Raw genomic sequence first — 24109 nt, forward strand, 5'->3', positions numbered from 1 at the left:
CCACGGTGTAAACGTGGCGCTCTACCAGCTGAGCTAAAGGCCCTGGTGCCCCCAGTGTATCGGCCACCCGATGCGCGACTGTGTCGTAGAAGAGGGATAGGCTGATTCCGGCGCGCGTTGTGCACAGCTGACAAGGCTGCCCGTGTCGCTTCCCGTTTCCTTGGCATGACCTGCCAGCTTGACGAAAGGTTCGCCCCGTGACCGTGCACGACCAGGATCCTTATTCCCAGGGCCCACTCGACAGCGATCCGGAGGAGACCGGCGAGTGGCAGCAGTCCCTCGACGAGCTGGTCGATGCCAAGGGCCACGGCCGAGGCCGCGAGATCATGCTCAGCCTCCTCAAGCGCTCGAAGGAGCTGCACCTGGGCGTGCCGATGGTCCCGACGACGGACTACATCAACACCATCGCGTCCGAGAACGAACCCGAGTTCCCCGGTGACGAGGAGATCGAGCGCCGCTACCGCGCCTGGATCCGGTGGAACGCCGCGATCACGGTGCACCGTGCGCAGCGCCCCGGTATCGGCGTCGGCGGTCACATCTCGACCTACGCCTCGTCGGCGGCTCTCTACGAAGTCGGCTTCAACCACTTCTTCAAAGGTGCCGACAACCCGGGCGGCGCCGACCAGATCTTCATCCAGGGTCACGCCTCCCCCGGCACCTACGCCCGCTCCTTCCTCGAAGGACGCCTGAGCGAGGACCAGCTCGACGGCTTCCGCCAGGAGAAGTCGCACGCGCCGCACGGCATCCCCTCCTATCCGCACCCGCGCCTGATGCCGGAGTACTGGCAGTTCCCGACCGTGTCGATGGGTCTCGGCCCGATCAACGCGATCTACCAGGCGATGTCGAACAAGTACCTCGAGAACCGTGGCATCAAGGACACGTCCCAGTCGCACGTCTGGGCGTTCCTCGGCGACGGCGAGATGGACGAGGTCGAGAGCCGCGGCCAGCTGCAGGTCGCCGCCAACGAGGGCCTCGACAACCTGACCTTCATCGTCAACTGCAACCTGCAGCGCCTCGACGGCCCGGTGCGCGGCAACGGCAAGATCGTCCAGGAGCTGGAGTCGTTCTTCCGCGGCGCCGGCTGGAACGTCATCAAGGTCGTCTGGGGCCGTGAGTGGGACGACCTGCTCGCCCGCGACACCGAGGGCGCTCTGCTCAACCTGATGAACGTCACACCCGACGGTGACTACCAGACGTACAAGGCCGAGTCCGGTGCCTACATCCGCGAGCACTTCTTCGGCCGCGACGAGCGCGCAGCCGCCCTCGTCAAGGACTACTCCGACGACGACATCTGGAACCTCAAGCGCGGTGGCCACGACTACCGCAAGGTCTACGCCGCGTTCAAGGCAGCGACCGAGCACAAGGGCAAGCCCACCGTCATCCTCGCGAAGACCGTCAAGGGCTACGGCCTCGGTCCGCACTTCGAGGGCCGCAACGCGACCCACCAGATGAAGAAGATGACGCTGGACAACCTCAAGACGTTCCGCGACGCGATGCACATCCCGATCACGGACGCGCAGCTCGAAGAGAACCCGTACCTGCCCCCGTACTACAACCCGGGCCCCCAGGACGAGACGATCCAGTACATGCTCGAGCGCCGTCAGGCACTCGGCGGCTACCTGCCGGAGCGCCGCTCGACGCACGTCGGCCTGTCGCTGCCGGACGACACCGCATATGCGCTTCCCAAGAAGGGTTCCGGCACGCAGGAGATCGCCACCACCATGGCATTCGTCCGTCTGCTCAAGGACCTGCTGCGTTCGAAGGACTTCGGCCACCGCATCGTGCCGATCATCCCCGACGAGGCGCGCACGTTCGGTATGGACGCGTACTTCCCCTCGGCGAAGATCTACAACCCGAACGGCCAGCACTACACGTCGGTCGATCGCGAGCTGCTCCTCGCCTACAAGGAGAGCCCGCAGGGCCAGATCGTGCACGTCGGCATCAACGAGGCCGGCGCACTCGCAGCCTTCACCGCCGCCGGAACCTCCTACGCCACGCACGGTGAGCCGCTCATCCCGGTCTACATCTTCTACTCGATGTTCGGCTTCCAGCGCACGGGCGACGCTCAGTGGGCTGCCGGAGACCAGATGGCCCGCGGCTTCATCATGGGCGCCACCGCCGGTCGCACCACCCTCACCGGTGAAGGCCTCCAGCACGCCGATGGCCACTCGCATCTGCTCGCCGCCACCAACCCGGCGACGATCTCGTACGACCCGGCCTACGGCTACGAGATCGCGCATATCGTGCGCTCCGGTCTCGCTCGCATGTACGGCGGCAACCACGAGGACCCCAACGTGATGTACTACATCACGCTCTACAACGAGCCGATCGTGATGCCCGCCGAGCCGGAGAACGTGGACGTGGACGGTATCGTCCGCGGCATCCACCGCATCTCGGTCGGCGAGGGCGACGGCCCCCGCGCGCAGCTGTTCGCGTCGGGTGTCGGACTCCCCTGGGCTCTCGAGGCCCAGGAGCTGCTGAAGAACGACTGGGGCGTGATCGCCGACGTCTGGTCGGTCACCTCCTGGACCGAGCTGCGCCGCGACGGCCTCGCCGCTGACGAGCACAACTTCTTGCACCCCGAGGCGGAGCCGCGCACCGCGTACCTCACCCAGAAGCTCCAGGGCGCGGAAGGTCCGGTCGTCGCGGTCAGCGACTTCATGCACGCCGTGCAGGACCAGATCCGCCCGTGGGTCCCGAACCGCTTCGCCACGCTCGGCGCCGACGGCTTCGGCTTCTCGGACACCCGTGCAGCTGCTCGTCGCTTCTTCAAGATCGACGGCCCGTCGATCGTCGTCCGCACGCTGCAGTCGCTCGCCGAAGACGGCAAGGTCGACCGCTCGCTCGCGGCGCAGGCGATCGAGAAGTACCGTCTGCACGACGTGAACGCCGGCACCAGCGGCAACGCGGGTGGCGAAAGCTGAGCCCTCAGTGACAGGTTCTTCTCCTTCCGGCATGGACAAGGCCGCGACGCTCACCTGGCTGCGCCGGATCTCCGGTGACATCGCCTCGGTGACGATCAAGCGCCTGGAGGACACCCTCCCGTGGTACGCCGACATGCCACCAGCCCGCCGCTCCGCGGTCGGGCTGGTGGCCCAGGCGGGAATCACGTCGTTCATCCAGTGGTACGAAGACCCCAACTCCACGCCGTGGATCGCGGCGGACATCTTCGCCGCGGCACCGCGTGAGCTGCTGCGCAGCGTCAGCCTCCAGCAGACTCTGCAGCTCATCCGCGTGACGGTCGAGGTCACCGAGGAACGCGTCGCCGGTCGGGGGAACGATCTCCGCGAGGCGATCCTGCTGTACTCCCGCGATGTCGCCTTCGCGGCAGCCGACGTGTACGCCAGAGCCGCAGAGGCTCGAGGCCTCTGGGATGCGCGCCTCGAAGCCCTCGTCGTCGACTCGATCCTCACCGGCGAAGCCGACGAAGAGCTCCCGAGCCGGATCGCGGCACTCGGCTGGCACGGTCACGGCGAGGTCGCCGTCCTGGTCGGCACCACCCCTCCACAGTTCGACGTGGACCTCGTCCGCCGAACGGCCAGGAAGCTCGCCGTCGACGTGCTCATCGGCGTTCAGGGCTCTCGTCTCGTCCTCGTCCTCGGGCGCGCACGCGCCGAAGGAGCTGAAGGGGAAGAAGAGGAGCTGGGGTTCCAGGAGATCGCGACCAGGCTCGAGCCGTCGTTCGGACCGGGTTATGTCGTACTCGGGCCCGCTGTCGCGGCGCTCGTCGACGCGAGCCAGAGCGCGCGGGCAGCCCTGGCCGGTTTCGCGGTCGCCCGTGCCTGGCGCAGCGCACCCCGTCCGGTCGAAGCCGACGACCTGCTCCCGGAACGAGCCCTCGCCGGAGACCCGCTCGCGAAGCAGACGCTGATCGAGCGCATCTTCCGTCCCCTGCAGGCGCACTCCACCGACCTGGTCACCACCCTCTGGAGCTACCTCGACAACGGACGCTCCCTCGAGGCGACGGCCCGCGAGCTCTTCGTGCACCCGAACACCGTGCGCTACCGACTCAAGCGCGTGAGCGAGGTCATCGGGTGGGATGCCACCGGTCCCCGCGAGGCGCTCATCCTGCAGACCGCGCTGATCCTCGGCTCCATCGGCACGGCGGAGCAGGTGCGGCGACGAGCCCCGCTTCGGCGACAGCAGCGCTGATACCCGGCCGATCTGTGCGCCACACACAAGGGTTTCTCGCAATCTTGTGATGGATCATCCACCGCTCTGCCGCAATCGTTGGCAGACTGGGTGGGTGATTGTCGTCGTATGCCCTGGTCAGGGCTCGCAGACCCCCGGTTTCCTCGCTCCTTGGCTCGAGCTCGACGGAGTGGCCGAGCGCCTCGCCGCGTACTCGGATGCCGCAGAGGTCGATCTCCGCGAACACGGCACGGTGTCGGATGCCGATACCATCCGTGACACGCGCATCGCGCAGCCGCTCATCGTCGCAGCGTCCCTGATCGCCGGTGACGCACTCGTCCAGAAGGCGGGACGCCGCGCCGACGGCATCGCCGGACACTCGGTGGGCGAGATCGCGGCGCTCGTGGGCAGCGATGTGATCGACGCCGAGACCGGCATGCGCCTCGTCGGCATCCGCGGTCGTGCGATGGCCGATGCCGCAGCGCAGGAGCAGACCGGCATGAGCGCGGTTCTCGGTGGCGATGAGGAAGCCCTCCTCGCACGACTCGCCGAACTCGACCTCGCCCCCGCGAACTACAACGGCGGTGGACAGATCGTGGTCGCCGGCGCGCTTCCTGCCCTCGCAGCTCTCGCCGAGGAGCCCCTCAAAGGCACGCGCGTGATCCCCCTCCAGGTCGCCGGTGCGTTCCACACCCGCTACATGGCCTCGGCCGTCTCGGCCCTCCGCGATGCGGTCGCCGATGTCACGCCCGCGAACCCCGACATCACGCTGTGGACCAATCGTGACGGCTCTGCCGTCGCTGACGGCGCTCAGGCGCTCAGCTACCTCGTCGACCAGGTCTCCTCCCCCGTGCGCTGGGACCTGTGCATGCGGTCGTTCTCCGACGCCGGCGTCACCGGTGTGATCGAACTCACTCCCGCTGGCGCCCTGGTCGGACTCGCCAAGCGCGGCCTCCGTGGCGTGCCGACCGTTGCTGTGAAGACCCCCGAAGACCTCGATGCAGCCGTCGCGCTGCTGAACGGAGAAGCCGCATGAGCGTCACCCTCGCCCAGGTCACCGGCCCCGCCTACACCCGCATCTACTCGTACGGTGCCGCCCGCGGTGAGAACGCCGTGCCGAACGAAGACCTGATCGGGCCGATCGATTCCAGCGACGAGTGGATCCGCCAGCGTACCGGCATCATCACTCGTGCCCGTGCCGACAAGGGCACCGACGCCATCGACCTCGCCACCACGGCCGCAGCCGAGGCCATCGAGAAGTCGGGCGTGCCGGCCGATCAGGTCGACCTGGTGATCGTCGCGACCATCAGCAACCCGAAGCAGACCCCCTCGGTCTCGGCCATCGTCGCCGACCGCGTCGGTGCGAATCCGGCCGCCGCCTACGACATCAACGCGGCCTGCGCCGGATACGCCTACGCGATCGCCCAGGCCGACGCCCTGATCAAGGCCGGAGCAGCCCGCTACGCACTGGTCATCGGCACCGAGAAGCTGTCCGATGTCGTCGACCCGACCGACCGCAGCATCTCGTTCCTCCTCGGCGACGGGGCGGGTGCCGCACTGATCGGCCCGAGCGACACGCCGGGCATCGCCCCCGCTGTCTGGGGCTCCGACGGCTCGAAGGCCGACGCCGTGGGCATGAACGGCACGCTGACCGACTTCCGCGACGGCGTGGTGCCGTGGCCGACCCTGCGCCAGGAGGGCCAGACGGTCTTCCGCTGGGCCGTGTGGGAGATGGCCAAGGTCGCGCGCGAGGCGCTCGACCGGGCCGGCGTCGAGCCCGCCGACATCGCCGCATTCATCCCGCACCAGGCGAACATGCGCATCATCGATGAGTTCGCGAAGCAGCTGAAGCTGCCGGAGACCACGGTGATCGCCCGCGACATCGAGACCACGGGCAACACCTCGGCGGCGTCGATCCCCCTGGCGAGCCACCGTCTGATGGCCGAGCACCCCGAGCTCTCGGGCGGTCTCGCCCTGCAGATCGGCTTCGGCGCCGGACTCGTGTTCGCCGCACAGGTCGTCGTCCTTCCCTGAGAATGCGCTGACCTTCTCTAGACTGTTCCACGGTTCCGAATACAACCCGTAAGAAAGAGGAAGACCACATGGCTTTCACCAACGATGAGGTCCTCGCAGGCCTCGCAGAGCTCATCACCGACGAGACCGGCATCAACGCCTCCGAGGTCGCCCTTGAGAAGTCGTTCACCGATGACCTCGATATCGACTCCATCTCGATGATGACGATCGTCGTCAACGCCGAAGAGAAGTTCGGCGTCACCATCCCCGACGACGAGGTCAAGAACCTGAAGACCGTCGGCGACGCCGTCAGCTTCATCGTCGCGGGCCAGGAGTAATCCCGGCAGGATGCCACCCCCCACCTCGCGGGGAGTGGCATCCTCCGCCCTGCCCTCTCACCCCCTTCGACGTTCGACAAGGAACCACACCCCATGACCAAGCGCATCGTCGTCACCGGCATCGGCGCCACATCCGCCATCGGCGGCACGGCCCCGGAGAACTGGACGAACCTGCTGGCCGGAATGTCCGGCACCCGCACGCTCGAGCACGACTGGGTTCAGCAGTACGAGCTGCCCGTCACGTTCGCCGCCGAGGCGATCGTGCGCCCGGAAGAGGTGCTCCCCCGCCACGAGGCCAAGCGCCTGGATCCGTCGTCGCAGTTCGCCCTCATCGCGGCCCGCGAGGCATGGGCCGACGCCGGTTCCCCCGAGGTCGCGCCCGAGCGCCTCGGCATCGACTTCGCCACCGGCATCGGTGGTCTCTGGACCCTGCTGGACGCCTGGGACACGCTGCGTGAGAAGGGCCCGCGACGGGTCATGCCGCTGACGGTCCCGATGCTCATGCCGAACGCCGCTGCGGGCAACCTCTCGCTGCAGTTCGAGGCTCGCGCCTATGCGCAGACCGTCGTCAGCGCGTGCGCCTCCAGCACGGAGTCGATCATCCACGCTTTCCACCACCTGCAGGACGGTCTCGCGGACGTCGTGATCGCCGGTGGCACCGAGTCCGCGATCCACCCGATCACAATGGCTTCGTTCGCATCGGCGCAGGCACTGTCGCGTCGGAACGACGATCCTGCCCACGCCTCCCGCCCCGGGGCCATCGACCGTGATGGGTTCGTCATGGGTGAGGGTGCGGCCGCGCTGATCCTCGAGACCGAGGAGCACGCCAAGGCTCGCGGCGCCAAGATCTACGGCTACGTGCTCGGCGGCGGAGTCACTGCCGACGCGTACCACATCACCGGGAACGACCCCGAGGGCAACGGCGCAGCACGAGCCGTCACGCAGGCGCTCGACGAGGCCGGCGTGACCGCTGACCAGGTCACGCACATCAACGCGCACGCGACGTCGACCCCGGTCGGCGACCCGAACGAGTACGTCGCGCTCAAGAAGGTCTTCGGCGACCGGATCGACGAGATCCCCGTGTCGGCGACGAAGGCCTCCACCGGACACCTGCTCGGTGGTACGGGGGCACTCGAAGCGATCTTCTCGCTTCTCGCGCTGCGTGATCGCGTCGCTCCGCCGACCATCAACATGACCGAGCCCGACCCGGCGGTTCCGTTCCGTCTTTCCGGCGAGGCCACGCCGCTCGGCGACGGCCCCCAGATCGCCATCAGCAACTCGTTCGGGTTCGGCGGACACAACGCCGTGCTGGTCGTCGCCAGCGCCGACTGACCCTGCATACACGAAGAGAGGCCCCGGGATTCCGAGGGCCTCTCTTCGCGCAACAGGACCGGAGTCCGAAGCCGCTCAGACGGCGCGCAGTGCCCCGAGCTGACGCGAACGGGCTTCACGGATGCGCGTGATGCGGGGCAGGAACCACCCGATCAGCGGACCGACTCCGAAGGCGAAGAGCACCGTTCCGACGCCCACCGGGCCGCCGAGGAGGAAGCCGACGAGCAGCACACTTCCCTCGATCAGGGTGCGGACGAGCCACACCGCCCATCCGGTGCGGCGGACCAGCCCCGTCATCAGGCCATCGCGCGGCCCAGGCCCGAAGTCGGCAGCGATGTAGAGGCCCGTCGCGAAGGCGAGGAGCAGGAGCCCGAAGACGAACATGGGGGCACCGATCCACACCGAAGCGGGCTGCGGGATCAGGAAGAGCGCCAGATCGGCGCTCGGGCCGACCAGGAGCGCGTTCAGCACCGTGCCGAGCCCCACCCGCTGACGCAGCGGGATCCACAGCAGTAGCACGACGATCGAGACGAGCACGGTCATGGCCCCGTATCCGACGCCTGTCTGCCCCGCCAGGCCCAGCGCCAGAACATCCCACGGCGCCACACCGATGCCGCCTCGTACCATGAAGCCGAGTGCCACACCGTAGAGGAACAGACCGACGAGAAGCTGCACGAGCCGCTCGACGAGGTCACGCCGGCTGGTGGCGGCTATGGGGAGGAACAGAGAACGGAGGAACATCCTCCTACTCTGGCCCGTGGACCACGGTCCGATGCGAAGCCACTCGCCGCAAAGTGGCCTGCGCATATCAGACCACTTTGCGCCATGCTGGAGGCATGGGATCACGGCTCGTCGAACAGCTCGGAGTGGATAACGTCGCGGGCACCGCGGCGACGGCGCTCGCCGACCGCATCAGGGCGCTGATCCTCGACGGCCGTCTCACGGTCGGCGAGCGTCTGCCGAGTGAGCGGGCGCTCGCGCTCGAACTGCGCCGATCACGCTCGACGATCACCCGCACCTACGGCCTGCTGGAGGCCGACGGCTACGTCTCCCGCCTGCACGGAGGAAGCACCCGGGTCACGCTGCCGCACGGTCGCACCGCTGCGGGCGCGGACGCCGACGACGACGCCATCGACCTCTCGATCGCCTCGATGGATTCGACACCCGGCCTGTACGACGCGACAGTCCGCTCCCTTCCCCGCCTCGCGGCCTTGCGCGGCACCAGCGGGTATTCGCTCCGCGGGCTCCCTGAGCTCCGTGAAGCCGTCGCCCAGCGGTTCCGCGATCGCGGAGCACCGACCTCCGCCGACGAGATCATCATCACGTCGGGGGCGCTCAACGCCGTGAACCTGATCCTCACGGCCATCGGGCGTCGCGGTGAAAGGGCACTGGTCGAGCAGCCGACGTTCCCCCACGCGCTCGAAGCGCTGCACCGGCACGGATACCGACCGGTGCCCACGCCCGTCGACGTCGACGGCTGGGACACCCGGCATCTGAACGAGACGCTTCTCGGGACGCGTCCGCACATCGCCTACCTCATCCCCGACTTCCACAACCCCACCGGCGCGACGCTTCCCGATGACGAGCGCTCGCGGATCGTGACGACGGCTCGGAACGTCGGCACCCACCTCATCGTCGACGAGACGACCGCAGAACTCGACATCGATCGCGGCTGGGCGCCTGCACCGATGGCTGCGAGCGGACCGAATGTCATCACCGTCGGATCGATGTCGAAGATCGCCTGGGGCGGTATGCGCATCGGCTGGATCCGCGCGGAGCGCTCTGTGATCGCGCGACTGCTCGCCGTGCGCCCCTCCTTCGAGTTGGGCACCGCCCTGCTGGAGCAGTGCATCGCCGTGGAGCTGTTGGACGACATGCCGGCGTTGACGTCTCACGTTCGCCGCAGGTTGCGCGCAGGGCGCGACGCGGTCGAGCGCGGTGTCTCAGGGATCGCCGGGTTCCGGATGCCGTCTACGCCCGGCGGCCTCTCGGCCTGGATCGACATCGGGGCGCCGCTCTCCACCTCCCTCTCCCTGGCTGCGCGAGAGCATGGTCTCGTGCTGCCGCCGGGCCCCCGCTTCACGACCGGCGGCGTGCTCGAACGTCGACTGCGCATCCCCATCACCCTCCCGCCGGAGCGGACGACCGAGGCCATGCAACGACTGGCTCTCGCCTGGGAAGACGTGCGCGGCGGCGCGCACTCGCGCACCCACGAGCTGCAGCACACCGCCGTGATCTGACCGGCGAGCCACCGCTGCGCGACGAGGACCCCGCCTCTTTTCGGGGCGGGGTCCTCGTCGTGCGGAGCGGGGATACGTCTTCTCAGCGTCCGGGATGATTCACCGGCATCCGATACTCACGCCTCCCCCGCTCCCGGTCTGTGGTGTCGGCTAGCCGACCTTGTGGAGCCAGACGACCCTGGCGTCGTCGCTGGCATGACGGAACGGCTCCAGTTCCTCGTCCCAGGCGGACCCGAGCGCGATGTCCAGCTCGCGCTGCAACTCGATCGCACTGCCCGCGGCGATCTCCATCGCATAGCGGATCCGATCCTCGCCGATGACGATGTTGCCGGCGGCATCCGTCTGGGCGTAATGGATGCCCAAGTCGGGAGTGTGCAGCCAGCGTCCGCCGTCGCTGCGCGGAGTGGGGTCCTCGGTCACCTCGAACCGCAGATGCTCCCACCCGCGGATGGACGTCGCGAGAGCAGCACCCGTGCCGACAGGGCCGTCCCAGTAGAACTCGGCCCGCCGGGCACCCTCGAGGACGGGCTGCGCGGTCCAGTCGAAATTCACCGCACGCCCGATAGCGCGACCCACCGCCCATTCGAGGTGTGGGCAGAGCGCGCGAGGCGCAGAGTGGATGAACACCACTCCGCGTGAGTAAGCCGTCGCCATGATCTCTCCGTTTCATCAGGTGCGTCTTCCCCAACGACCTGAACCACGAAGTGGCGAGAATATGCGGTTGTGGGCCCATTCTCGCCGAGATCTCCTGAAATCACAAGCATGTGATTCGACGACGAAGGCCCCGGTCACAGGGACCGGGGCCTTCGCAGTGCTCAGAAGAGGATCAGGCCTCGCTCATGGCCTGCTTGACCTGCTGGCCCTTCGCCGCGTAGTACGCCGCACGTGCAGCGTCCTTGCGCGCCTGCTCGGCGTAGCCGAACTCCAGCGTCTCCTGGTCGACCTCGTAGTTGGGGACATCGTCAGTGCCGTGGTACTTCTCGATGTAGGCGTCGAGCTCGGGGCCCGAGGTCCACGACGTGATGAGGCAGTAGCGCGGCTCGGTGCCGTTGTGCGTGGCCGCGTGCCACAGGCGCTGAGTGTCGACGATGAGCTGCGCGCCGGCCGGAAGAGCGATGCGGTACTCGATGCTCGGGTCGGTGCGGTTCTCGCGCAGGACGAAGTAGCTGTCCTTGTCGTCCGTCAGGTTGAAGAAGCCGCGGACCACCCAGCCGGTACCGTCGGGGTTCAGACGGTTGTTGTCGTCCTGGTGCAGGTTGTAGAGGCACTCGCCGTAGGGGGTCGGCTGCAGCTCGATCACGCGGCAGCGGCCGACGTTGGCGCCGGGCTCCTGCGCACGACGCGTCAGGTTCGGAGCCTTCTCGGTCTGCGAATCGATCCAGACGCCGTCCTTGTCGGTGCGCGGCGGCTTGTGGTTCCAGAAGCCGTTGCACTCGATGTCGCCGAAGGCACTGGCGAGCGGCGCGAAGCGGGTGTCACCCGACGACTTCCAGTCGTTGTACTCGATGTCGAGCCATTCCTTGGGGTCGAGCTCCTGGTTGTAGCTGTCGAGGACGACGAATCCCTTTTCCTCGAGGGCAGCGGACTTGATGTAACCCATGATCGAGTCATGTTCCTTTCATCGGGGGCCAGCACGTTTTAACAGGCCCTGATAAGGCAAGCCTAACAGCGAAGCCCGCGAGCCCTTCGGAGGTCGGCCGTGGATAACCGAATAGACTGATCGGGGCGCCCGGCGAGTCCTCGGCACCCGTCGCTACGGGAGGACGAGACACCAGTATGAGCACCGCGACCAACGTCGAGGCGACAGCAGTCAACACGATCGAGTGGCTCGCGGCGGGCAGCACCACCATCGTCGTCCCCGTGTATCAGCGGCAGTACCGCTGGGACATCGGCGGGTGCGAGCGTCTCCTCTCCGACATCCGCGCCGTCGCGCGGGAGGACGACGCCCACCGCCACTTCATCGGCTCGATCCTCTCCGCCGAAGACGGCACGTCGACCGATTCCGACCTGATCCTCATCGACGGCCAGCAGCGCATCACCACGCTGATGCTGCTGGTCGCCGCGCTGCACCATGCGATCCGCGACACCGATGCCGCTCTGGCCGCCTCGTTGGAACGCGTGCTCGTACGCTCGGACGACCGTGGCCGCACCAAGCTGCGCCCGCACGATGCGTGGGCCGAGTTGTACGAGTCCGTCGTGCTCGACCGCCGCGACGACGCGGACCGCGAATCCCGCTTCGACGACAACTACGCCTTCTTCCGCAGTCAGATCCACGTTGACGAGGTTCCCCTCATCTGGCGTGGGCTGCAGAAGCTCGAGCACGTGTCGATCACCCTCGGAGCCCAGGCGAACGCCCAGCAGATCTTCGAGAGCCTGAACTCCACGGGCGAGCCGCTGCGCGACCACGAGCTCATCCACAACTACATCCTGATGGGGCTCAGCCACGCGGAGCAGGTCGACGTCGAAGCCGGGTTCTGGGTGCCGATCGAGCATCACACCGGTGAGGCCATCGGCGCGTTCTGGCGGCACTACCTCGTGCTCGTCACCGGCCGCGAGGTGGCGGCGAACGGCGAGCACGGCGTGTACAGCGCGTTCCGGCAGTCCTTCCCCCGCGTCGACGTCACCCACCTGCAGGCAGACGCGGAAGAGTGGCGGCACTACGCAGAGGTATACGGCATCCTCCTCGATCCCTCACGGGAGAAAGACCCGGAGATCGCGCAGCAGCTGCGGCACGTCAACACCTTCGGGCGCTCGTCGTATCCCCTCGTGCTGAGCGTGTACAGCGATCACGCGCGGGGCGTCATCGACCGCGCCGAACTCCTCGAGACGCTGGAGTGGATCCAGTCGCTGTACCTCCGCCGCGCGCTGGTCAACCTTCCGGCCGAGAGGCTGATCGCCAGGCTCTGCCGCGCACGCCGGGAAGGTCGCGATTCGCTCGCCCGCGCCTTCGCGCGGATCACCCCCTCCGACGAGCGTGTGAGCGCGGTACTGAAGTACAGCGAGCTCCCCCACCCCGCTTACGTGCTCGGTCGCCTGGAAGGCGTCGGCGACGTCGACGGGTTCGACGTGGAGCACATCGTGCCCACTGTCCCCGGCGACGCCTGGTCGGGAGACGGAGAACGCCCCTGGAACGAGTACTCCGAGGACGAACAGAACAGCCATCGCGCGCTCGCCCCGACTCTCGGCAACCTGACCCTGCTCGAGCAGCCGTTGACCGAGCGCGTGTTCGGCGCCGCCTTCCCCGTCAAGCGAGATGAGGCGTATGCCCGCAGCGCGGTGCCGGCGACCCGCGAGCTGGCCGAGGTCCCGACCTGGAACACGGCCGCCATCACCCGGCGCACGGTCGCCCTCACCGCCGACCTGATCCGCATCTGGGCGCGACCGGCACTGCCGGAGATCGACGACGACGGCCTGACCCCGATCCTGGATGCCGTGCGCCGTCGCGGCTGGCCGACCGGCTGGGAACGCGAGTTCGACTACGTCGAGTACCGCGGTGAGCGCTGGGAGGTCCCCGACGTGAAGTACCTCTTCAACCGGGTCTTCCGACGCGCGTGGACCGACACGAGGGCCGCTGCCCTCGCCTACTGTGCCGCCCACGGCGGGCCGATCTACCAGGGCAGGGCGTGGAAGGGGCAGTGGGACGCGCTCGACGAATCCCACTTCCTCTACATGGGCTGGGACTCCAACTACATGATGACCGCCGTGCAGGGGGTGCTCGAGGAGTCGGGCATCGCCTCGGAGGTCTTCGTCAAGTACTCCTACATCGGGAATGTGATGTGATCATGACCACCGTCGTCCGCAAGCTGCTGGATCTCACCGTCGAAGAGCACACGCTCACCGTCCCTCTCGTATGGGGCGATCCCGCCGACTCCCGCACCATCGACATCTTCGCGCGCGTGGTCGCCCGCGAAGGCGGTGAGACCCTCCCCTATCTGGTCTTCCTGCAGGGCGGACCGGGGCACGAAGCTCCCCGCCCGTTCCATTCTTCGACGTCGCCGGCCTGGCTGGATGAAGCTCTCGCCCACTACCGTCTGGTGCTCCTCGACCAGCGCGGAACGGGCCGCTCGACCCCGGTCGGCGATCACGATCTCGCCCGCGGCGCCGAGGCCGTGGCCGAGCAGCTGACCCACCTGCGCGCCGACTCGATCGTGCGCGACTGCGAGGCGATCCGCGAACACCTGGGAGCTGCCACCTGGAGCGTGCTCGGGCAGTCCTTCGGCGGCTTCACGACACTGGCCTACCTCTCGACGGACGCGTCCTCGCTGCAGGACGTCTTCATCACGGGCGGACTCAGCGCGATCGGGCGCCACCCCGATGATGTGTACGCGCTCTGCTACGAGAAGATGCGCACGACCTCCGAGCGTTACTACCGTCGGTTCCCGGAGCACCGCGACGCCATGCGGCGACTCGTCGATCTGGCAGACGCCGGCGATATCGTCCTCCCCGACGGCGAGGTCGTGTCCCGATCGCGGTTGCGATCGATGGGCTCGGCCCTCGGCACGAACGACGGCTGGCAGACCGTCTGGTCGTTGCTCGAGCGTGACCCTTCCTCCAATGCCTTCCGGCACGACCTGATGCACGCGATGCCGTTCGACGGCCGCAATCCGCTGTATTTCGCGTTCCACGAGTCCAGCTACGCCGACGGCCACGCCACCCGATGGTCGGCCGAACGCACAGAGCCCTCCGACTTCCGCGACGACCCGACGCTCTTCACGGGCGAGCACATCCGGCGCGACTGGACCGAGACGGTTCCCGCCTTCCGCCCCTGGCGTGACGTCACCCTCGCGCTCGCGGAGTACGAATGGCCGAGCATCTACGACGCCGAGGCGATCGCCGCGTCCGGGGCTACGGGCGCCGCCGCCGTCTATGTCGACGACGTGTACGTCCCGATGGAGTTCTCGCTCGAGACAGCACGCCTGCTACCCGGCGTGAAGCTGTGGGTGACCAGCGAGCACGAGCACAACGGGCTGCGCTCGGGTCCCGTGCTGTCGCGCCTCATCGACCTGGCGCAGGGCCGCCGCCTGCGCTGAGGATCTCCGCCTCGAGGAGGATGCCGCTCTTCTCCGTCACGCCTATCCTGAAGTCATGAAGGACGTGATGGCGTGGGCGACCGTGATCATCGTGCTGGGCATGGGCCCCGCTCTGCTGATCTTCGGGATGATGCACACCTTCTCGCGGAAGCCGGTCGAGGAGAAGTACGAGCACGTCGCCAACGGCGGCCTCGTCGGCGTCTTCGACAGCGTCTGGTCGCCCAGTGCCCATGAGGCGAACCAGGAACGCGACCGGCAGACGCAGCGGACGGCACCGGCGCCCTCGCCCGGCGACCCGCCGAGCCGCATCGACTCCGGCCGTATCGTCATCGACGTCTGAGACCGTCCCAGAGCCCTCGAGGAACGAAGAAGGCCCCACGCTCCGAGGAGCGTGGGGCCTTCTTCGTGGCAGTCGTTACTTGGACGAGCCGCCGAAGCCCTTGAAGCGCTGGTTGAACTTCTCGACGCGGCCGGCCGAGTCCATGATGCGCTGCTTGCCCGTGTAGAACGGGTGCGACGCGGACGAGATCTCGACATCGATGACGGGGTACTCCACGCCGTCCAGCTCGATGGTCTTGTCGCCGGTCACGGTCGAACGGGTGAGGAACGTCTCGCCCGAGCCCAGGTCGCGGAACACGACAGCCTTGTACTCGGGGTGAATGTCAGTCTTCATGGGATTCCTTAGTTGCTGCCCTGGATTGTGCCAGGGACGAGGGAAGTCTGCGGTGCGGAGAGCACCAAGGATCAATTCTATCAGACCTGGATCAGGATGCTGCGCGGGCGGCGTAGCGGCCGTCTTCGCTGCTGAGCACGATGGGCATGCCGAACGTGTCGGTGAGTGCCTCGGCCGTGAGCATCTCGGCGATCGGTCCGGCAGCGACGATCGCTCCGTCGCGAATCAGCATCACGTGCGTGAAGCCCACCGGGATCTCCTCGACGTGGTGCGTCACCATCAGCATCGCCGGCGTCGTCGGCGAGGAAGCGTACCCACTGAGCAGCGCCAGCAGCTCTTCTCGCGATCCGAGATCGAGCGAGGCGGTGGGCTCGTCCAGCAGCAGCAGCTCCGGATCGGTCATCACGGCGCGCGCGATCTGCACGCGCTTCTGCTCGCCATCGCTCAGCGTGCCGAACGTGCGGTCCGCCAGGTGGTCGAGGCGCCAGTCGGCGAGGACGCGGAGCGCGCGGCGCTCATCGATGTCCTCGTAGTTCTCGTTCCAGCGACCGAGCACCGAGTATGCGGCGGTGAGCACGGTGTTGAGGACCGTCTCATCGCGGGGAACCCGCTTGGCCATCGCGGACGAGGCGAACCCGATGCGCGGGCGCACCTCGAACACGTCGGTGCGGCCCAGAGTCTCGCCCAGCACGGTCACGGTGCCCGAGGTCGGATGCATGAGGGTGTCGGCCAGCTGCAGGAGGGTGGTCTTGCCTGCCCCGTTCGGTCCGAGGATCACCCATCGCTGATCGTCGTCGACCTCCCAGGTCACGTGATCGATGATGTTGCGTCCTTCACGGCGCACGACGACGTCGGTGAATTCCAGAGCGCTCGGCATGGTTCCAGCCTATCGGCTCAGGCGGTGAGCTCCGCGTAGAGCGCGCGCGTCGTCTCCGCGATCGCGGCCCAGCTGAAGTCGTCCCGCGCGCGCTCGCGTCCGGCCTCACCGTAGGCCCGCGCGCGCTCCGGATCCATGGCGACCTCGGTGAGCACTGCGGCCAGGTCCGCCACGTAGCGCTCCGGATCCACCGGCGTGCCGGTGCCGTCCTGCAGCTGTTCGATCGGCACGAGCCGACCAGTGACGCCGTCGGACACGACCTCGGGGATGCCCCCGGTCGCGGTGCCGACGACCGCAGCGCCGCAGGCCATCGCCTCGAGGTTCACGATCCCGAGAGGTTCGTAGACGGAGGGACAGACGAAGGTCGTCGCCGCGGTGAGGATCGCCGACAGCTCATCGCGCGGCAGCATCCGCTCCACCCAGATGACGCCTTCACGCGTCTCCTGCAGAAGCCGCACTCCCTGTTGCACCTCGGCCATGATCTCCGGAGTGTCCGGGGCGCCGGCGCACAGGACGAGCTGCACCTCGGGCGGCAGGAGTCGGGCGGCCTGCAGCAGATACGGCAGACCCTTCTGCCGCGTGATCCGGCCGACGAACACGACGGAGGGACGTGCGGGATCCATTCCGATCGACTGGAGGAATGCCGCGTCCTGCACCGGGCGCCAGCGTTCGACGTCGATGCCGTTGTGGATCACGCGGACCTTCGCAGGGTCCACCTGCGGATAGCTGCGGAGGATGTCGGCGCGCATGCCGGCGCTCACCGCGATCACCGCGGCGGCGTTCTCGTAGGCGAGTCGCTCGATGCCGCTGGAGATCGCGTACCCGCCGCCCAGCTGCTCGGCCTTCCAGGGGCGGAGGGGCTCCAGGCTGTGCGCGGTGAGAACGTGCGGGATGCCGTGAAGCTGCGAGGCCAGGTGGCCGGCGAAGTTCGCGTACCAGGTGTGACTGTGGACGAGGTCGGCGTCGGCGATGGCGGCGACGATCTCGAGGTCTGTCCCCAGCGTCTGCAGCGCGGGGTTCGCTCCAGTGAGTTCCGCGGGCGTGCGATAGGCGAAGGTACCGGGTTCGTCGCGGGTCGCCCCGAACGCACGCACCCGCACGTCGACGTGCTCTCGAAGCGCGGCGACGAGTTCCGCCACATGCACTCCGGCACCGCCGTAGACCTCGGGCGGGTACTCCTTCGTGATCATTTCGACTCGCATGTCTGAACGCTAGTACAGCGGCCGGGAACGCATCTATGGTGGAGCCATGTCCGCTCCAAAGAAGGTCTTCGGGATCATCCTCGCCGGCGGCGAGGGCAAGCGCCTCATGCCGCTCACGGCGGATCGCGCGAAACCCGCAGTGCCGTTCGGCGGACAGTATCGCCTGATCGATTTCGCCATCTCGAACCTCATCAACTCCGGCCTACGGCAGATCGTCGTGCTGACGCAGTACAAGTCGCACAGCCTCGACCGGCACATCTCGCAGACCTGGCGGATGTCGGCGCTCCTCGACTCATACGTGACTTCGGTCCCCGCGCAGCAGCGACTCGGCAAGCGGTGGTTCTCGGGATCCGCCGACGCGATCCTGCAGAGCATGAACCTGATCAATGATGAGAAGCCCGACATCGTCGTGGTCATCGGCGCCGACCACGTGTACCGGATGGACTTCCGGCAGATGCTGGAGGCCCACATCGAATCCGGTGCGAAGGCGACCGTCGCCGGGATCCGCCAGCCCCTCGCCCTGGCTTCGCAGTTCGGGGTGATCGATGCCGATGCCGAGTCCGGGCGCATCAAGCAGTTCTTGGAGAAGCCGACCGACATCGCCGGCCTCGAGGATTCGCCGCACGAGGTGCTCGCCTCGATGGGGAACTACATCTTCGATGCCGACGCACTCATCGCCGCCGTCGAGGCCGACGGCGAGTCGCCGACCTCCGGGCACGACATGGGCGGCGACATCGTCCCGTACTTCGTCGACCGCGGCGAGGCCGGTTACTACGACATGCAGCAGAACGATGTGCCCGGCTCCTCCCCGCGCGATCGTTCCTACTGGCGGGACGTGGGGACGATCGACTCGTTCTTCGACGCGCACCGCGACCTGATCTCGACCCTGCCCGTATTCAACCTCTACAACATGGAGTGGCCGATCCACTCGCAAGCGGTCAACTCGCCGCCCGCGAAGTTCGTGCGGGACTCGGTCGGGCGCATCGGGAATGCGATCGACTCGATCGTCTCGCTCGGATCGGTCCTGTCCGGCACCCATCTGGAACGCAGTGTGGTCGGCCCCTGGACGCTCGCCGGCGGCGGCTCGACCATCACGGACTCGGTGGTTTTCGACCACGTCCAGGTGGGACAGGGCGCGCGCATCCATCGGGCGATCCTCGACAAGAACGTGGTGCTGGCCGACGGGGCGACGGTGGGCGTCGATCGCGAGCGGGACCTCGCACGGGGTTTCACCGTGACGGAGTCCGGCATCACCGTCGTCGGCAAGGGCGTTTTCATCGAGCGCTGACGCCGTCATGGCGCATCGGCACGTCAGGTGATCGATAGGCTCGACGGGTGACCGCTGCGCGCTTCCTCGTCGTCCTCGATGCCGACTCCACCCTGATCCGCAACGAGGTGATCGAGCTGCTCGCCGACGAGGCCGGGCGCCGCGCGGAGGTGCAGGCGGCCACGGAGGCGGCCATGCGCGGCGAAGTCGACTTCTCCACGAGCCTTCGTTCCCGGGTCGCGGCCCTTCAGGGCGTGCCGGTCTCGGCATTCGAGCGGGTACGTGCACGGATCGAACCCACGCCCGGAGTGCGCGATCTCACCGCCGCCGTCCACGACCGCGGCGGTGTCGTCGGAGTCGTGTCCGGGGGGTTCCACGAGATCCTCGACCACATCGCGCCGGGGCTCGGGGTCGACCGGTGGCGGGCCAATCGTCTGGAGCTCGCCGACGGCGAACTCACCGGTCGTGTCGACGGCGACATCGTCGACGGAGCTTTCAAGGCCGCCTCGCTCCAGGAATGGGCAGCGGAACTCGGCGTACCCTCGCATGCGACGATCGCGATCGGCGACGGCGCGAACGACCTGCAGATGATGGCGGTCGCTGGACTCGGCCTCGCCTTCAACGCGAAGCCCGCGGTTCGCGAAGCGGCGAGCCTCATCATCGGACCGCAGGATCTGTCCGAGGTCATCGCGCTGCTCCCGTAGCCGAGACCTGGTGAATGTCGGTCGCCGCAGCTAGCGTCGGCTCATGGACATCATCCTCATCCCCGGACTCTGGCTCGACGCCTCGAGCTGGAACGACGTGATCCCCGCTCTCGAACGGGCAGGGCACCGCGTGCACGCCCTCACCATGCCAGGGCTCGGCGAGCCCGCGGCCGCCACCTCCGATGTCGGCATCGCGGACTGGGTCGACGCCGCGGTCGCCGCAGTCGATGAGGTCGACGGCGATGTCGTGGTCGTCGGACACAGCGGAGGTGGCAACGTCGCATGGGGTGTCGCCGATGCGCGCCCCGACCGCGTGAGCCGAGTGATCTTCGTCGACACCGTCCCTCCTCCGCCCGGAAACGGGATCAGCGAGTTCCCGATCGTCGACGGGGTCGTCCCGTTCCCCGGCTGGGACTTCTTCGAGGATGAAGACGTGCACGACCTCGACGAGGCCACACGCGCACGCACAGCGCCGCTCACGTCGAGCGTCCCCGCACGCGTGCCGACCGACGGCATCGCCCTCACCGACCCCGCGCGCTATCGAGTGCCCGTCACACTGCTCATGGGCGATCTGGATCAGGCGACGTTCGAGGGGCTGATCGACCAGTGGGGCCCATTCGGCGAGGAGTACCGCGCGATCGAGGATGCGGAGGTCATCCGGATCGGCTCCGCCCACTGGCCGCAGTTCACCGTGCCGGATCGCCTCGGCGAACTCCTCACCGCAGCGATCTCGCGCTGATCGAACGGCGTGGGGTCAGTGCCCCATGCCGAGACCACCGTCGACGGGGATGACCGCACCAGAGATGTACCCGGCGTCGTCGCCCGCGAGCCAGGTCACGACGCCCGCGACCTCGTCGGGAGTGGCGAATCGTCCGGCCGGGATGTTCGCCTTGTACTGCTTCTGCGTCTCTTCCGGGAGCTCGGCCGTCATGTCGGTCTCGATGAAGCCCGGGGCGACGACGTTGGCGGTGATCCCCCGCGCGCCGAGTTCGCGGGTGATCGAGCGGGCGAACCCGACGAGCGCGCTCTTCGACGCGGAATAATTGACCTGACCCGCGGAACCGTAGAGCCCCACGACGCTCGAGATCAGGATGATGCGGCCGAAACGCGCGCGGAGCATACCCTTCGAGGCGCGCTTGACGACGCGGAACGTGCCGCCGAGGTTCGTCGCGACCACGCTGTCGAAGTCCTCTTCGCTCATGCGGAGGAGCAGCGTGTCCTTCGTGATACCGGCGTTCGCGACAACGATCTCGACCGGGCCGAGCTGCTGCTCCACCTCGGTGAACGCCGCGTCGAGAGCCGCGGCGTCGGTCACATCCGCACGGACGGTGAGCGTCCCCTCCGGCCCTTCGCCGCTGCGGGCGGTGACGGCGACCCGGTACCCGTCGCACACGAAGCGCTCTGCGATGGCGCGGCCGATGCCGCGATTGCCGCCGGTGACGAGGACGACGCGCTCAGCACTCATGGGGGACACTCCTGATCTGGCCGGTCGGCCCGCGGTCCCGGGCCGTCATCGATCCTATCGACCATGCCGCTGCCGGCTGCGCCCGCGTGCCGGGTCGGCTGCATCCTGGTGTTTGACAGACGGGGACGCTGCTGGAACCCTGATCGAGACGAAAGGCTTCATCGTGAGCGACAACCGCATCCCCTCTCCCGGTGGCGAGCCGCCGTTGACACCGCCTCCTCCGCCCGCCGCCCCCACTGCCACGCCGGCGCTTCCCGCCGAACCGGTACGGCCCGGTCCGCAGCCGACACAGAGCCACCCGGGAGCCGCGCCGACCTATGCGCCTCCGGCGTACCCGGCCTACGGCGCGCAGCCGGCCGCGGCACCGCAGCCGGGATACGCTCCACCGCCCGCACCGCCCGGTTATGCCTCCCCAGCCGACTACGCCGCGCCCGCCTCTCAGCCCGGCTTCGCCACTCCGGTACAGCCCGGCTACGCCCCGCCTGCCTCTCAACCCGGTTACGGCGCCTACCCGAGCGGGGGGCATCCCGCCGCCGCGTCTCGCCCCACCAGTCCGCTGGCTGTCACCTCACTCATCTGCGGCATCGCCGGGCTCGTCCTGATCTGGGCCATCATCCCGGTGCTGGCCTCGATCGCGGCCGTCATCACGGGGCACATGGCGCTCGGACAGATCAAGCGCCAACCCGGAGTCGGCGGGCGTGGGCTCGCCATCGCCGGTCTCATCCTCGGCTACGCGGTGGTCGCGATCGGTGCGTTCACGATCGTCAGCACCATCATCAGCTTCCTGTTCGTCGGGGTGTTCACCCTGCCGTTCCTGTTCTCGAGCTGAGTCGCCGAACGGCACGCCGGGAGGGCTGCACCGGCGTAGGCTTGAGACATCGTGAAGAACGCGCGTCAAGTCCCGGCCGTCACCTCACTGCCGCAGTCTCCGCGGGATGAGGCTGATCATCGTGTGCGCCGTTATGCCTTGACGATGACCATCCGCATCGTGTGCTTCGGGCTCATGGTGCTCGTGCAGCCGTACGGCTGGTACACGTGGGTATTCGGGATCGCGGCCGCCGTACTGCCCTACATCGCGGTCGTCTTCGCGAACGCGGGAAGCGACAGCACTGAGGCCACAGCGGAGTCTCCGGTGCGCGAGCTCGACACCCCTCGACCTGCTCCGATCGAGACCGAAGCTCCGGCTCCGCAGGTGTTCACGATCCACGAAGGCCCGAAAGACCGATGACTGACCTCGAGTGCTCGCGCGCCGGCTGCCGGAGCGCGGCGACCAGACAAGTGGTGTGGCGCAATCCCCGCATCCATGCCGCCGATCGCGAGAAGGTGTGGCTGGCGTGTGACGAGCACGTGGACTTCCTCCGCGACTACCTGGCCGCACGGGACTTCCCGGTGACCGTCCGCGACGGTGTTCCCGCATGAGTCGCCGTCTGACCAGGTGGGCGGTGTACGTGCTCATCGCCATCGGCTTCGCCATCGCGTGCGTCTTCCTGTCGAATTGGCAGTTCGAGCGGAACGAGACTCGTGCCGCCCAGATCGAACTCGTCGAGCAGAACTACGACGCGGACCCCGTTCCCCTCGCCGATGTCATCGGCGCTGACGGTGCGCTCGACCCCTCAGACGAGTGGCGCCCTGTGACGCTGCAGGGTGAGTACCTGGCCGACCAGCAACTGCTCGTGCGCAATCGACCGCACGGCGGTACGAGCGCCTTCGAGGTGCTGGTGCCGTTCCGCGACGCTGATGGTCGCGTGTTCATCGTCGATCGCGGCTGGGTGGCGCCGGGCGAGGGTGCGGAGCCCGACTCTGTGCCGTCCCCGCCGGAAGGCGAGGCCGAGGTCACGGTGCGCCTGCGGCCTGGGGAACAGCTGCCCGCATCGGGCCGCGGTGCACCGGAAGGACAGGTGCCGACCATCCATCTGCCCTCGATCGCCACACTGACCGACGGGGATGTGATCACCGGCGCCTACGGCCGCGTCGTGACCGAGGAGCCCGCCGGTGCCGGCGCACTGGGCGGCTTCGACTCCCCCACCGACGACCCGGGCCCGCATCTCTCCTACGCGATCCAGTGGATCCTGTTCGCCCTGATGGGCTTCATCTTCATCGGTTACATCATCCGCACCGAGATCGTGAAGCACCGCGAAGAGGTCGAGGGCATTCCGACGCCCGTGAAGACTCCGCGGCGCAAGGACCACGACGCCGACGTCGAAGACGAGCTGCTCGACGTCCGCTGACCGACTCTCCCGGAGTCAGTCCATCCAGGGCGTCATCGTGCATGCCCAGCCGGTCTCCGTGCGCTCGTAGACGATCCGCGTGTGGTCTCGTTCCGGCGACCCCTGCCAGAACTCGACTCGTGTGGCGATGATCCGCCAGAGGACCCACTCCCCTGGGGTGACGCCCTCACGAGCGGCGGCGGAGCGCGCAGCGAGGTCTGCCGCACTTTCCTCCGCGGAGGCCTCCTGGACCCGCCCGCGAACGCGCACCGCTCGCAGGAGGGGCTGCCACCAGAAGTTCAGTGCCGCCGCAGGATGCGCGCCGATCTGCGCGCCTTTTCGAGAGGAGCGCGCTCCGGCGAAGGCCCATCCGCGCTCGTCGACGTCCTTGAGGATCAGTGAGCGCGCATCCGGCATGCCGTCTTCGTCGACCGTCGCCAAGGTGGCGACGTGTGGCTCGGGCACGCCTGCGGTGGCGGCCTTCCCGATCCAGTCGAGGAAGAGTGAGACCGGATCGTCAGGAAGGTCAGCGCGTACGAGAGGAGGCGCCGCACCGGTGAGCGCGGGCTGAGCACGCAGCCACCGACTGACCTCTGACGAAGGGAGCCCCTGCTGTGCCGACATGTTCCC

25 protein-coding genes are annotated in these 24109 nt (G+C 68.0%); 17 read left to right on the plus strand and 8 right to left on the minus strand.

The genetic code is table 11. From position 1 onward, the window contains the following. Positions 1–197: 197 nt before the first annotated feature. The 6 genes from aceE (at position 198) to OC372_RS04530 (ending at position 7814) form a co-directional block, all read left to right on the plus strand. Positions 198–2924, plus strand: a complete 2727-nt coding sequence (gene aceE, locus OC372_RS04505) for a pyruvate dehydrogenase (acetyl-transferring), homodimeric type (protein WP_262001035.1) — start codon at positions 198–200, stop codon at positions 2922–2924. A gap of 31 nt (positions 2925–2955) precedes the next feature. Then, a complete protein-coding gene (locus OC372_RS04510) occupies positions 2956–4152 on the plus strand; it encodes a PucR family transcriptional regulator (protein ID WP_029261788.1) in 1197 nt (398 codons plus the stop codon). 94 nt (positions 4153–4246) lie between these two features. Further along, positions 4247–5167 carry an ACP S-malonyltransferase gene (locus OC372_RS04515; protein ID WP_262001036.1) on the plus strand — a complete coding sequence of 307 codons (921 nt, stop codon included), beginning with the start codon at positions 4247–4249 and terminating at the stop codon, positions 5165–5167. Next, positions 5164–6165, plus strand: a complete 1002-nt coding sequence (locus OC372_RS04520; RefSeq protein ID WP_262001037.1) for a beta-ketoacyl-ACP synthase III — start codon at positions 5164–5166, stop codon at positions 6163–6165. Before OC372_RS04515 ends, OC372_RS04520 begins: the two co-directional genes overlap by 4 nt. A 68-nt stretch (positions 6166–6233) precedes the next feature. Then, positions 6234–6482 carry an acyl carrier protein gene (locus OC372_RS04525; RefSeq protein ID WP_017830435.1) on the plus strand — a complete coding sequence of 83 codons (249 nt, stop codon included), beginning with the start codon at positions 6234–6236 and terminating at the stop codon, positions 6480–6482. Positions 6483–6575: 93 nt separating this feature from the next. Next, a complete protein-coding gene (locus OC372_RS04530; protein WP_029261785.1) occupies positions 6576–7814 on the plus strand; it encodes a beta-ketoacyl-[acyl-carrier-protein] synthase family protein in 1239 nt (412 codons plus the stop codon). 75 nt (positions 7815–7889) lie between these two features. Here the strand turns inward: OC372_RS04530 and OC372_RS04535 are convergent, their stop codons facing one another. After that, positions 7890–8555, minus strand: coding sequence for a YczE/YyaS/YitT family protein (locus OC372_RS04535; protein ID WP_262001038.1), 666 nt, complete (start codon positions 8553–8555; stop codon positions 7890–7892). Between the two features lie 95 nt (positions 8556–8650). On the opposite strand from OC372_RS04535, the gene OC372_RS04540 reads away from it, so the two are divergent. Then, positions 8651–10054 (plus strand): PLP-dependent aminotransferase family protein, encoded by a 1404-nt coding sequence (locus OC372_RS04540; protein WP_262001039.1) that lies wholly within the window; start codon positions 8651–8653, stop codon positions 10052–10054. A gap of 150 nt (positions 10055–10204) precedes the next feature. Here the strand turns inward: OC372_RS04540 and OC372_RS04545 are convergent, their stop codons facing one another. Next, the gene (locus OC372_RS04545; protein ID WP_029261782.1) at positions 10205–10708 is read right to left on the minus strand and encodes a DUF3145 domain-containing protein; all 504 of its coding nucleotides are present in this window, start codon (positions 10706–10708) and stop codon (positions 10205–10207) included. A gap of 172 nt (positions 10709–10880) precedes the next feature. Then, the gene (locus tag OC372_RS04550) at positions 10881–11654 is read right to left on the minus strand and encodes a hypothetical protein (protein ID WP_105710063.1); all 774 of its coding nucleotides are present in this window, start codon (positions 11652–11654) and stop codon (positions 10881–10883) included. Between the two features lie 176 nt (positions 11655–11830). Between OC372_RS04550 and OC372_RS04555 the strand changes: the two genes are divergently transcribed. Genes OC372_RS04555 through OC372_RS04565 form a run of 3 tightly spaced genes read left to right on the plus strand, consistent with a single transcriptional unit; the run spans position 11831 to position 15424 of the window. Further along, entirely contained in the window at positions 11831–13834 is a 2004-nt protein-coding gene (locus tag OC372_RS04555; protein ID WP_262001040.1) for a DUF262 domain-containing protein, read from the plus strand. Continuing rightward, positions 13831–15084: an alpha/beta fold hydrolase gene (locus OC372_RS04560; RefSeq protein ID WP_262001041.1), complete on the plus strand. Its 1254-nt coding sequence runs from the start codon at positions 13831–13833 to the stop codon at positions 15082–15084. The genes OC372_RS04555 and OC372_RS04560 overlap by 4 nt, the downstream gene beginning before the upstream one ends. A gap of 55 nt (positions 15085–15139) precedes the next feature. Then, on the plus strand, positions 15140–15424 hold the full coding sequence (locus OC372_RS04565) for a hypothetical protein (RefSeq protein WP_105710066.1): 285 nt from the start codon (positions 15140–15142) through the stop codon (positions 15422–15424). Between the two features lie 75 nt (positions 15425–15499). Here the strand turns inward: OC372_RS04565 and OC372_RS04570 are convergent, their stop codons facing one another. From OC372_RS04570 to glgA, 3 genes are all read right to left on the minus strand, one after another. Further along, positions 15500–15757: a type B 50S ribosomal protein L31 gene (locus tag OC372_RS04570; protein ID WP_028501712.1), complete on the minus strand. Its 258-nt coding sequence runs from the start codon at positions 15755–15757 to the stop codon at positions 15500–15502. A 91-nt stretch (positions 15758–15848) separates the two neighbouring features. Continuing rightward, entirely contained in the window at positions 15849–16634 is a 786-nt protein-coding gene (locus tag OC372_RS04575; RefSeq protein WP_262001042.1) for an ABC transporter ATP-binding protein, read from the minus strand. A 17-nt stretch (positions 16635–16651) separates the two neighbouring features. After that, positions 16652–17836, minus strand: a complete 1185-nt coding sequence (gene glgA, locus OC372_RS04580; protein ID WP_262001043.1) for a glycogen synthase — start codon at positions 17834–17836, stop codon at positions 16652–16654. Positions 17837–17882: 46 nt separating this feature from the next. Here glgA and glgC point away from each other — a divergent pair, with 46 nt between their 5' ends. The 3 genes from glgC to OC372_RS04595 are packed head-to-tail and all read left to right on the plus strand — an operon-like array spanning position 17883 to position 20546. Further along, positions 17883–19124, plus strand: coding sequence for a glucose-1-phosphate adenylyltransferase (gene glgC / locus OC372_RS04585; protein WP_262001044.1), 1242 nt, complete (start codon positions 17883–17885; stop codon positions 19122–19124). A gap of 47 nt (positions 19125–19171) precedes the next feature. After that, positions 19172–19807: a phosphoserine phosphatase SerB gene (serB, locus tag OC372_RS04590; protein ID WP_262001045.1), complete on the plus strand. Its 636-nt coding sequence runs from the start codon at positions 19172–19174 to the stop codon at positions 19805–19807. A gap of 43 nt (positions 19808–19850) precedes the next feature. After that, on the plus strand, positions 19851–20546 hold the full coding sequence (locus OC372_RS04595) for an alpha/beta fold hydrolase (protein WP_262001046.1): 696 nt from the start codon (positions 19851–19853) through the stop codon (positions 20544–20546). A gap of 15 nt (positions 20547–20561) precedes the next feature. Here the strand turns inward: OC372_RS04595 and OC372_RS04600 are convergent, their stop codons facing one another. Then, on the minus strand, positions 20562–21272 hold the full coding sequence (locus OC372_RS04600) for a beta-ketoacyl-ACP reductase (RefSeq protein WP_262001047.1): 711 nt from the start codon (positions 21270–21272) through the stop codon (positions 20562–20564). A gap of 163 nt (positions 21273–21435) precedes the next feature. Here OC372_RS04600 and OC372_RS04605 point away from each other — a divergent pair, with 163 nt between their 5' ends. The 4 genes from OC372_RS04605 to OC372_RS04620 are packed head-to-tail and all read left to right on the plus strand — an operon-like array spanning position 21436 to position 23500. Beyond that, complete coding sequence (locus tag OC372_RS04605; RefSeq protein WP_262001048.1) at positions 21436–22101, plus strand: DUF4190 domain-containing protein; 666 nt, start codon at positions 21436–21438, stop codon at positions 22099–22101. A 51-nt stretch (positions 22102–22152) separates the two neighbouring features. Next, positions 22153–22500 (plus strand): DUF3099 domain-containing protein, encoded by a 348-nt coding sequence (locus tag OC372_RS04610; protein ID WP_029261771.1) that lies wholly within the window; start codon positions 22153–22155, stop codon positions 22498–22500. Continuing rightward, the gene (locus OC372_RS04615; RefSeq protein ID WP_029261770.1) at positions 22497–22691 is read left to right on the plus strand and encodes a hypothetical protein; all 195 of its coding nucleotides are present in this window, start codon (positions 22497–22499) and stop codon (positions 22689–22691) included. The genes OC372_RS04610 and OC372_RS04615 overlap by 4 nt, the downstream gene beginning before the upstream one ends. After that, on the plus strand, positions 22688–23500 hold the full coding sequence (locus OC372_RS04620) for an SURF1 family protein (RefSeq protein ID WP_262001049.1): 813 nt from the start codon (positions 22688–22690) through the stop codon (positions 23498–23500). Before OC372_RS04615 ends, OC372_RS04620 begins: the two co-directional genes overlap by 4 nt. Positions 23501–23515: 15 nt before the next feature. Here the strand turns inward: OC372_RS04620 and OC372_RS04625 are convergent, their stop codons facing one another. Continuing rightward, positions 23516–24103 (minus strand): pyridoxal 5'-phosphate synthase, encoded by a 588-nt coding sequence (locus OC372_RS04625; protein ID WP_262001050.1) that lies wholly within the window; start codon positions 24101–24103, stop codon positions 23516–23518. Positions 24104–24109 lie beyond the last annotated feature (6 nt).

The sequence above is a fragment of the Microbacterium sp. Mcb102 genome (assembly GCF_024519805.1).
GTDB lineage: Bacteria > Actinomycetota > Actinomycetes > Actinomycetales > Microbacteriaceae > Microbacterium.

What these genes read in the sequence shown, in the direction of transcription:
- OC372_RS04510 (WP_029261788.1), top strand. Translation starts at nt 2,956, where the DNA reads ATGGACAAGGCCGCGACGCTCACCTGGCTGCGCCGGATCTCCGGTGAC.
- OC372_RS04520 (WP_262001037.1), top strand. Translation starts at nt 5,164, where the DNA reads ATGAGCGTCACCCTCGCCCAGGTCACCGGCCCCGCCTACACCCGCATC.
- OC372_RS04525 (WP_017830435.1), top strand. Translation starts at nt 6,234, where the DNA reads ATGGCTTTCACCAACGATGAGGTCCTCGCAGGCCTCGCAGAGCTCATC.
- OC372_RS04530 (WP_029261785.1), top strand. Translation starts at nt 6,576, where the DNA reads ATGACCAAGCGCATCGTCGTCACCGGCATCGGCGCCACATCCGCCATC.
- OC372_RS04535 (WP_262001038.1), bottom strand. Translation starts at nt 8,555, where the DNA reads ATGTTCCTCCGTTCTCTGTTCCTCCCCATAGCCGCCACCAGCCGGCGT.
- OC372_RS04540 (WP_262001039.1), top strand. Translation starts at nt 8,651, where the DNA reads ATGGGATCACGGCTCGTCGAACAGCTCGGAGTGGATAACGTCGCGGGC.
- OC372_RS04545 (WP_029261782.1), bottom strand. Translation starts at nt 10,708, where the DNA reads ATGGCGACGGCTTACTCACGCGGAGTGGTGTTCATCCACTCTGCGCCT.
- OC372_RS04550 (WP_105710063.1), bottom strand. Translation starts at nt 11,654, where the DNA reads ATGGGTTACATCAAGTCCGCTGCCCTCGAGGAAAAGGGATTCGTCGTC.
- OC372_RS04555 (WP_262001040.1), top strand. Translation starts at nt 11,831, where the DNA reads ATGAGCACCGCGACCAACGTCGAGGCGACAGCAGTCAACACGATCGAG.
- OC372_RS04565 (WP_105710066.1), top strand. Translation starts at nt 15,140, where the DNA reads ATGAAGGACGTGATGGCGTGGGCGACCGTGATCATCGTGCTGGGCATG.
- OC372_RS04570 (WP_028501712.1), bottom strand. Translation starts at nt 15,757, where the DNA reads ATGAAGACTGACATTCACCCCGAGTACAAGGCTGTCGTGTTCCGCGAC.
- OC372_RS04575 (WP_262001042.1), bottom strand. Translation starts at nt 16,634, where the DNA reads ATGCCGAGCGCTCTGGAATTCACCGACGTCGTCGTGCGCCGTGAAGGA.
- glgA (WP_262001043.1), bottom strand. Translation starts at nt 17,836, where the DNA reads ATGCGAGTCGAAATGATCACGAAGGAGTACCCGCCCGAGGTCTACGGC.
- glgC (WP_262001044.1), top strand. Translation starts at nt 17,883, where the DNA reads ATGTCCGCTCCAAAGAAGGTCTTCGGGATCATCCTCGCCGGCGGCGAG.
- OC372_RS04595 (WP_262001046.1), top strand. Translation starts at nt 19,851, where the DNA reads ATGGACATCATCCTCATCCCCGGACTCTGGCTCGACGCCTCGAGCTGG.
- OC372_RS04600 (WP_262001047.1), bottom strand. Translation starts at nt 21,272, where the DNA reads ATGAGTGCTGAGCGCGTCGTCCTCGTCACCGGCGGCAATCGCGGCATC.
- OC372_RS04615 (WP_029261770.1), top strand. Translation starts at nt 22,497, where the DNA reads ATGACTGACCTCGAGTGCTCGCGCGCCGGCTGCCGGAGCGCGGCGACC.
- OC372_RS04620 (WP_262001049.1), top strand. Translation starts at nt 22,688, where the DNA reads ATGAGTCGCCGTCTGACCAGGTGGGCGGTGTACGTGCTCATCGCCATC.
- OC372_RS04625 (WP_262001050.1), bottom strand. Translation starts at nt 24,103, where the DNA reads ATGTCGGCACAGCAGGGGCTCCCTTCGTCAGAGGTCAGTCGGTGGCTG.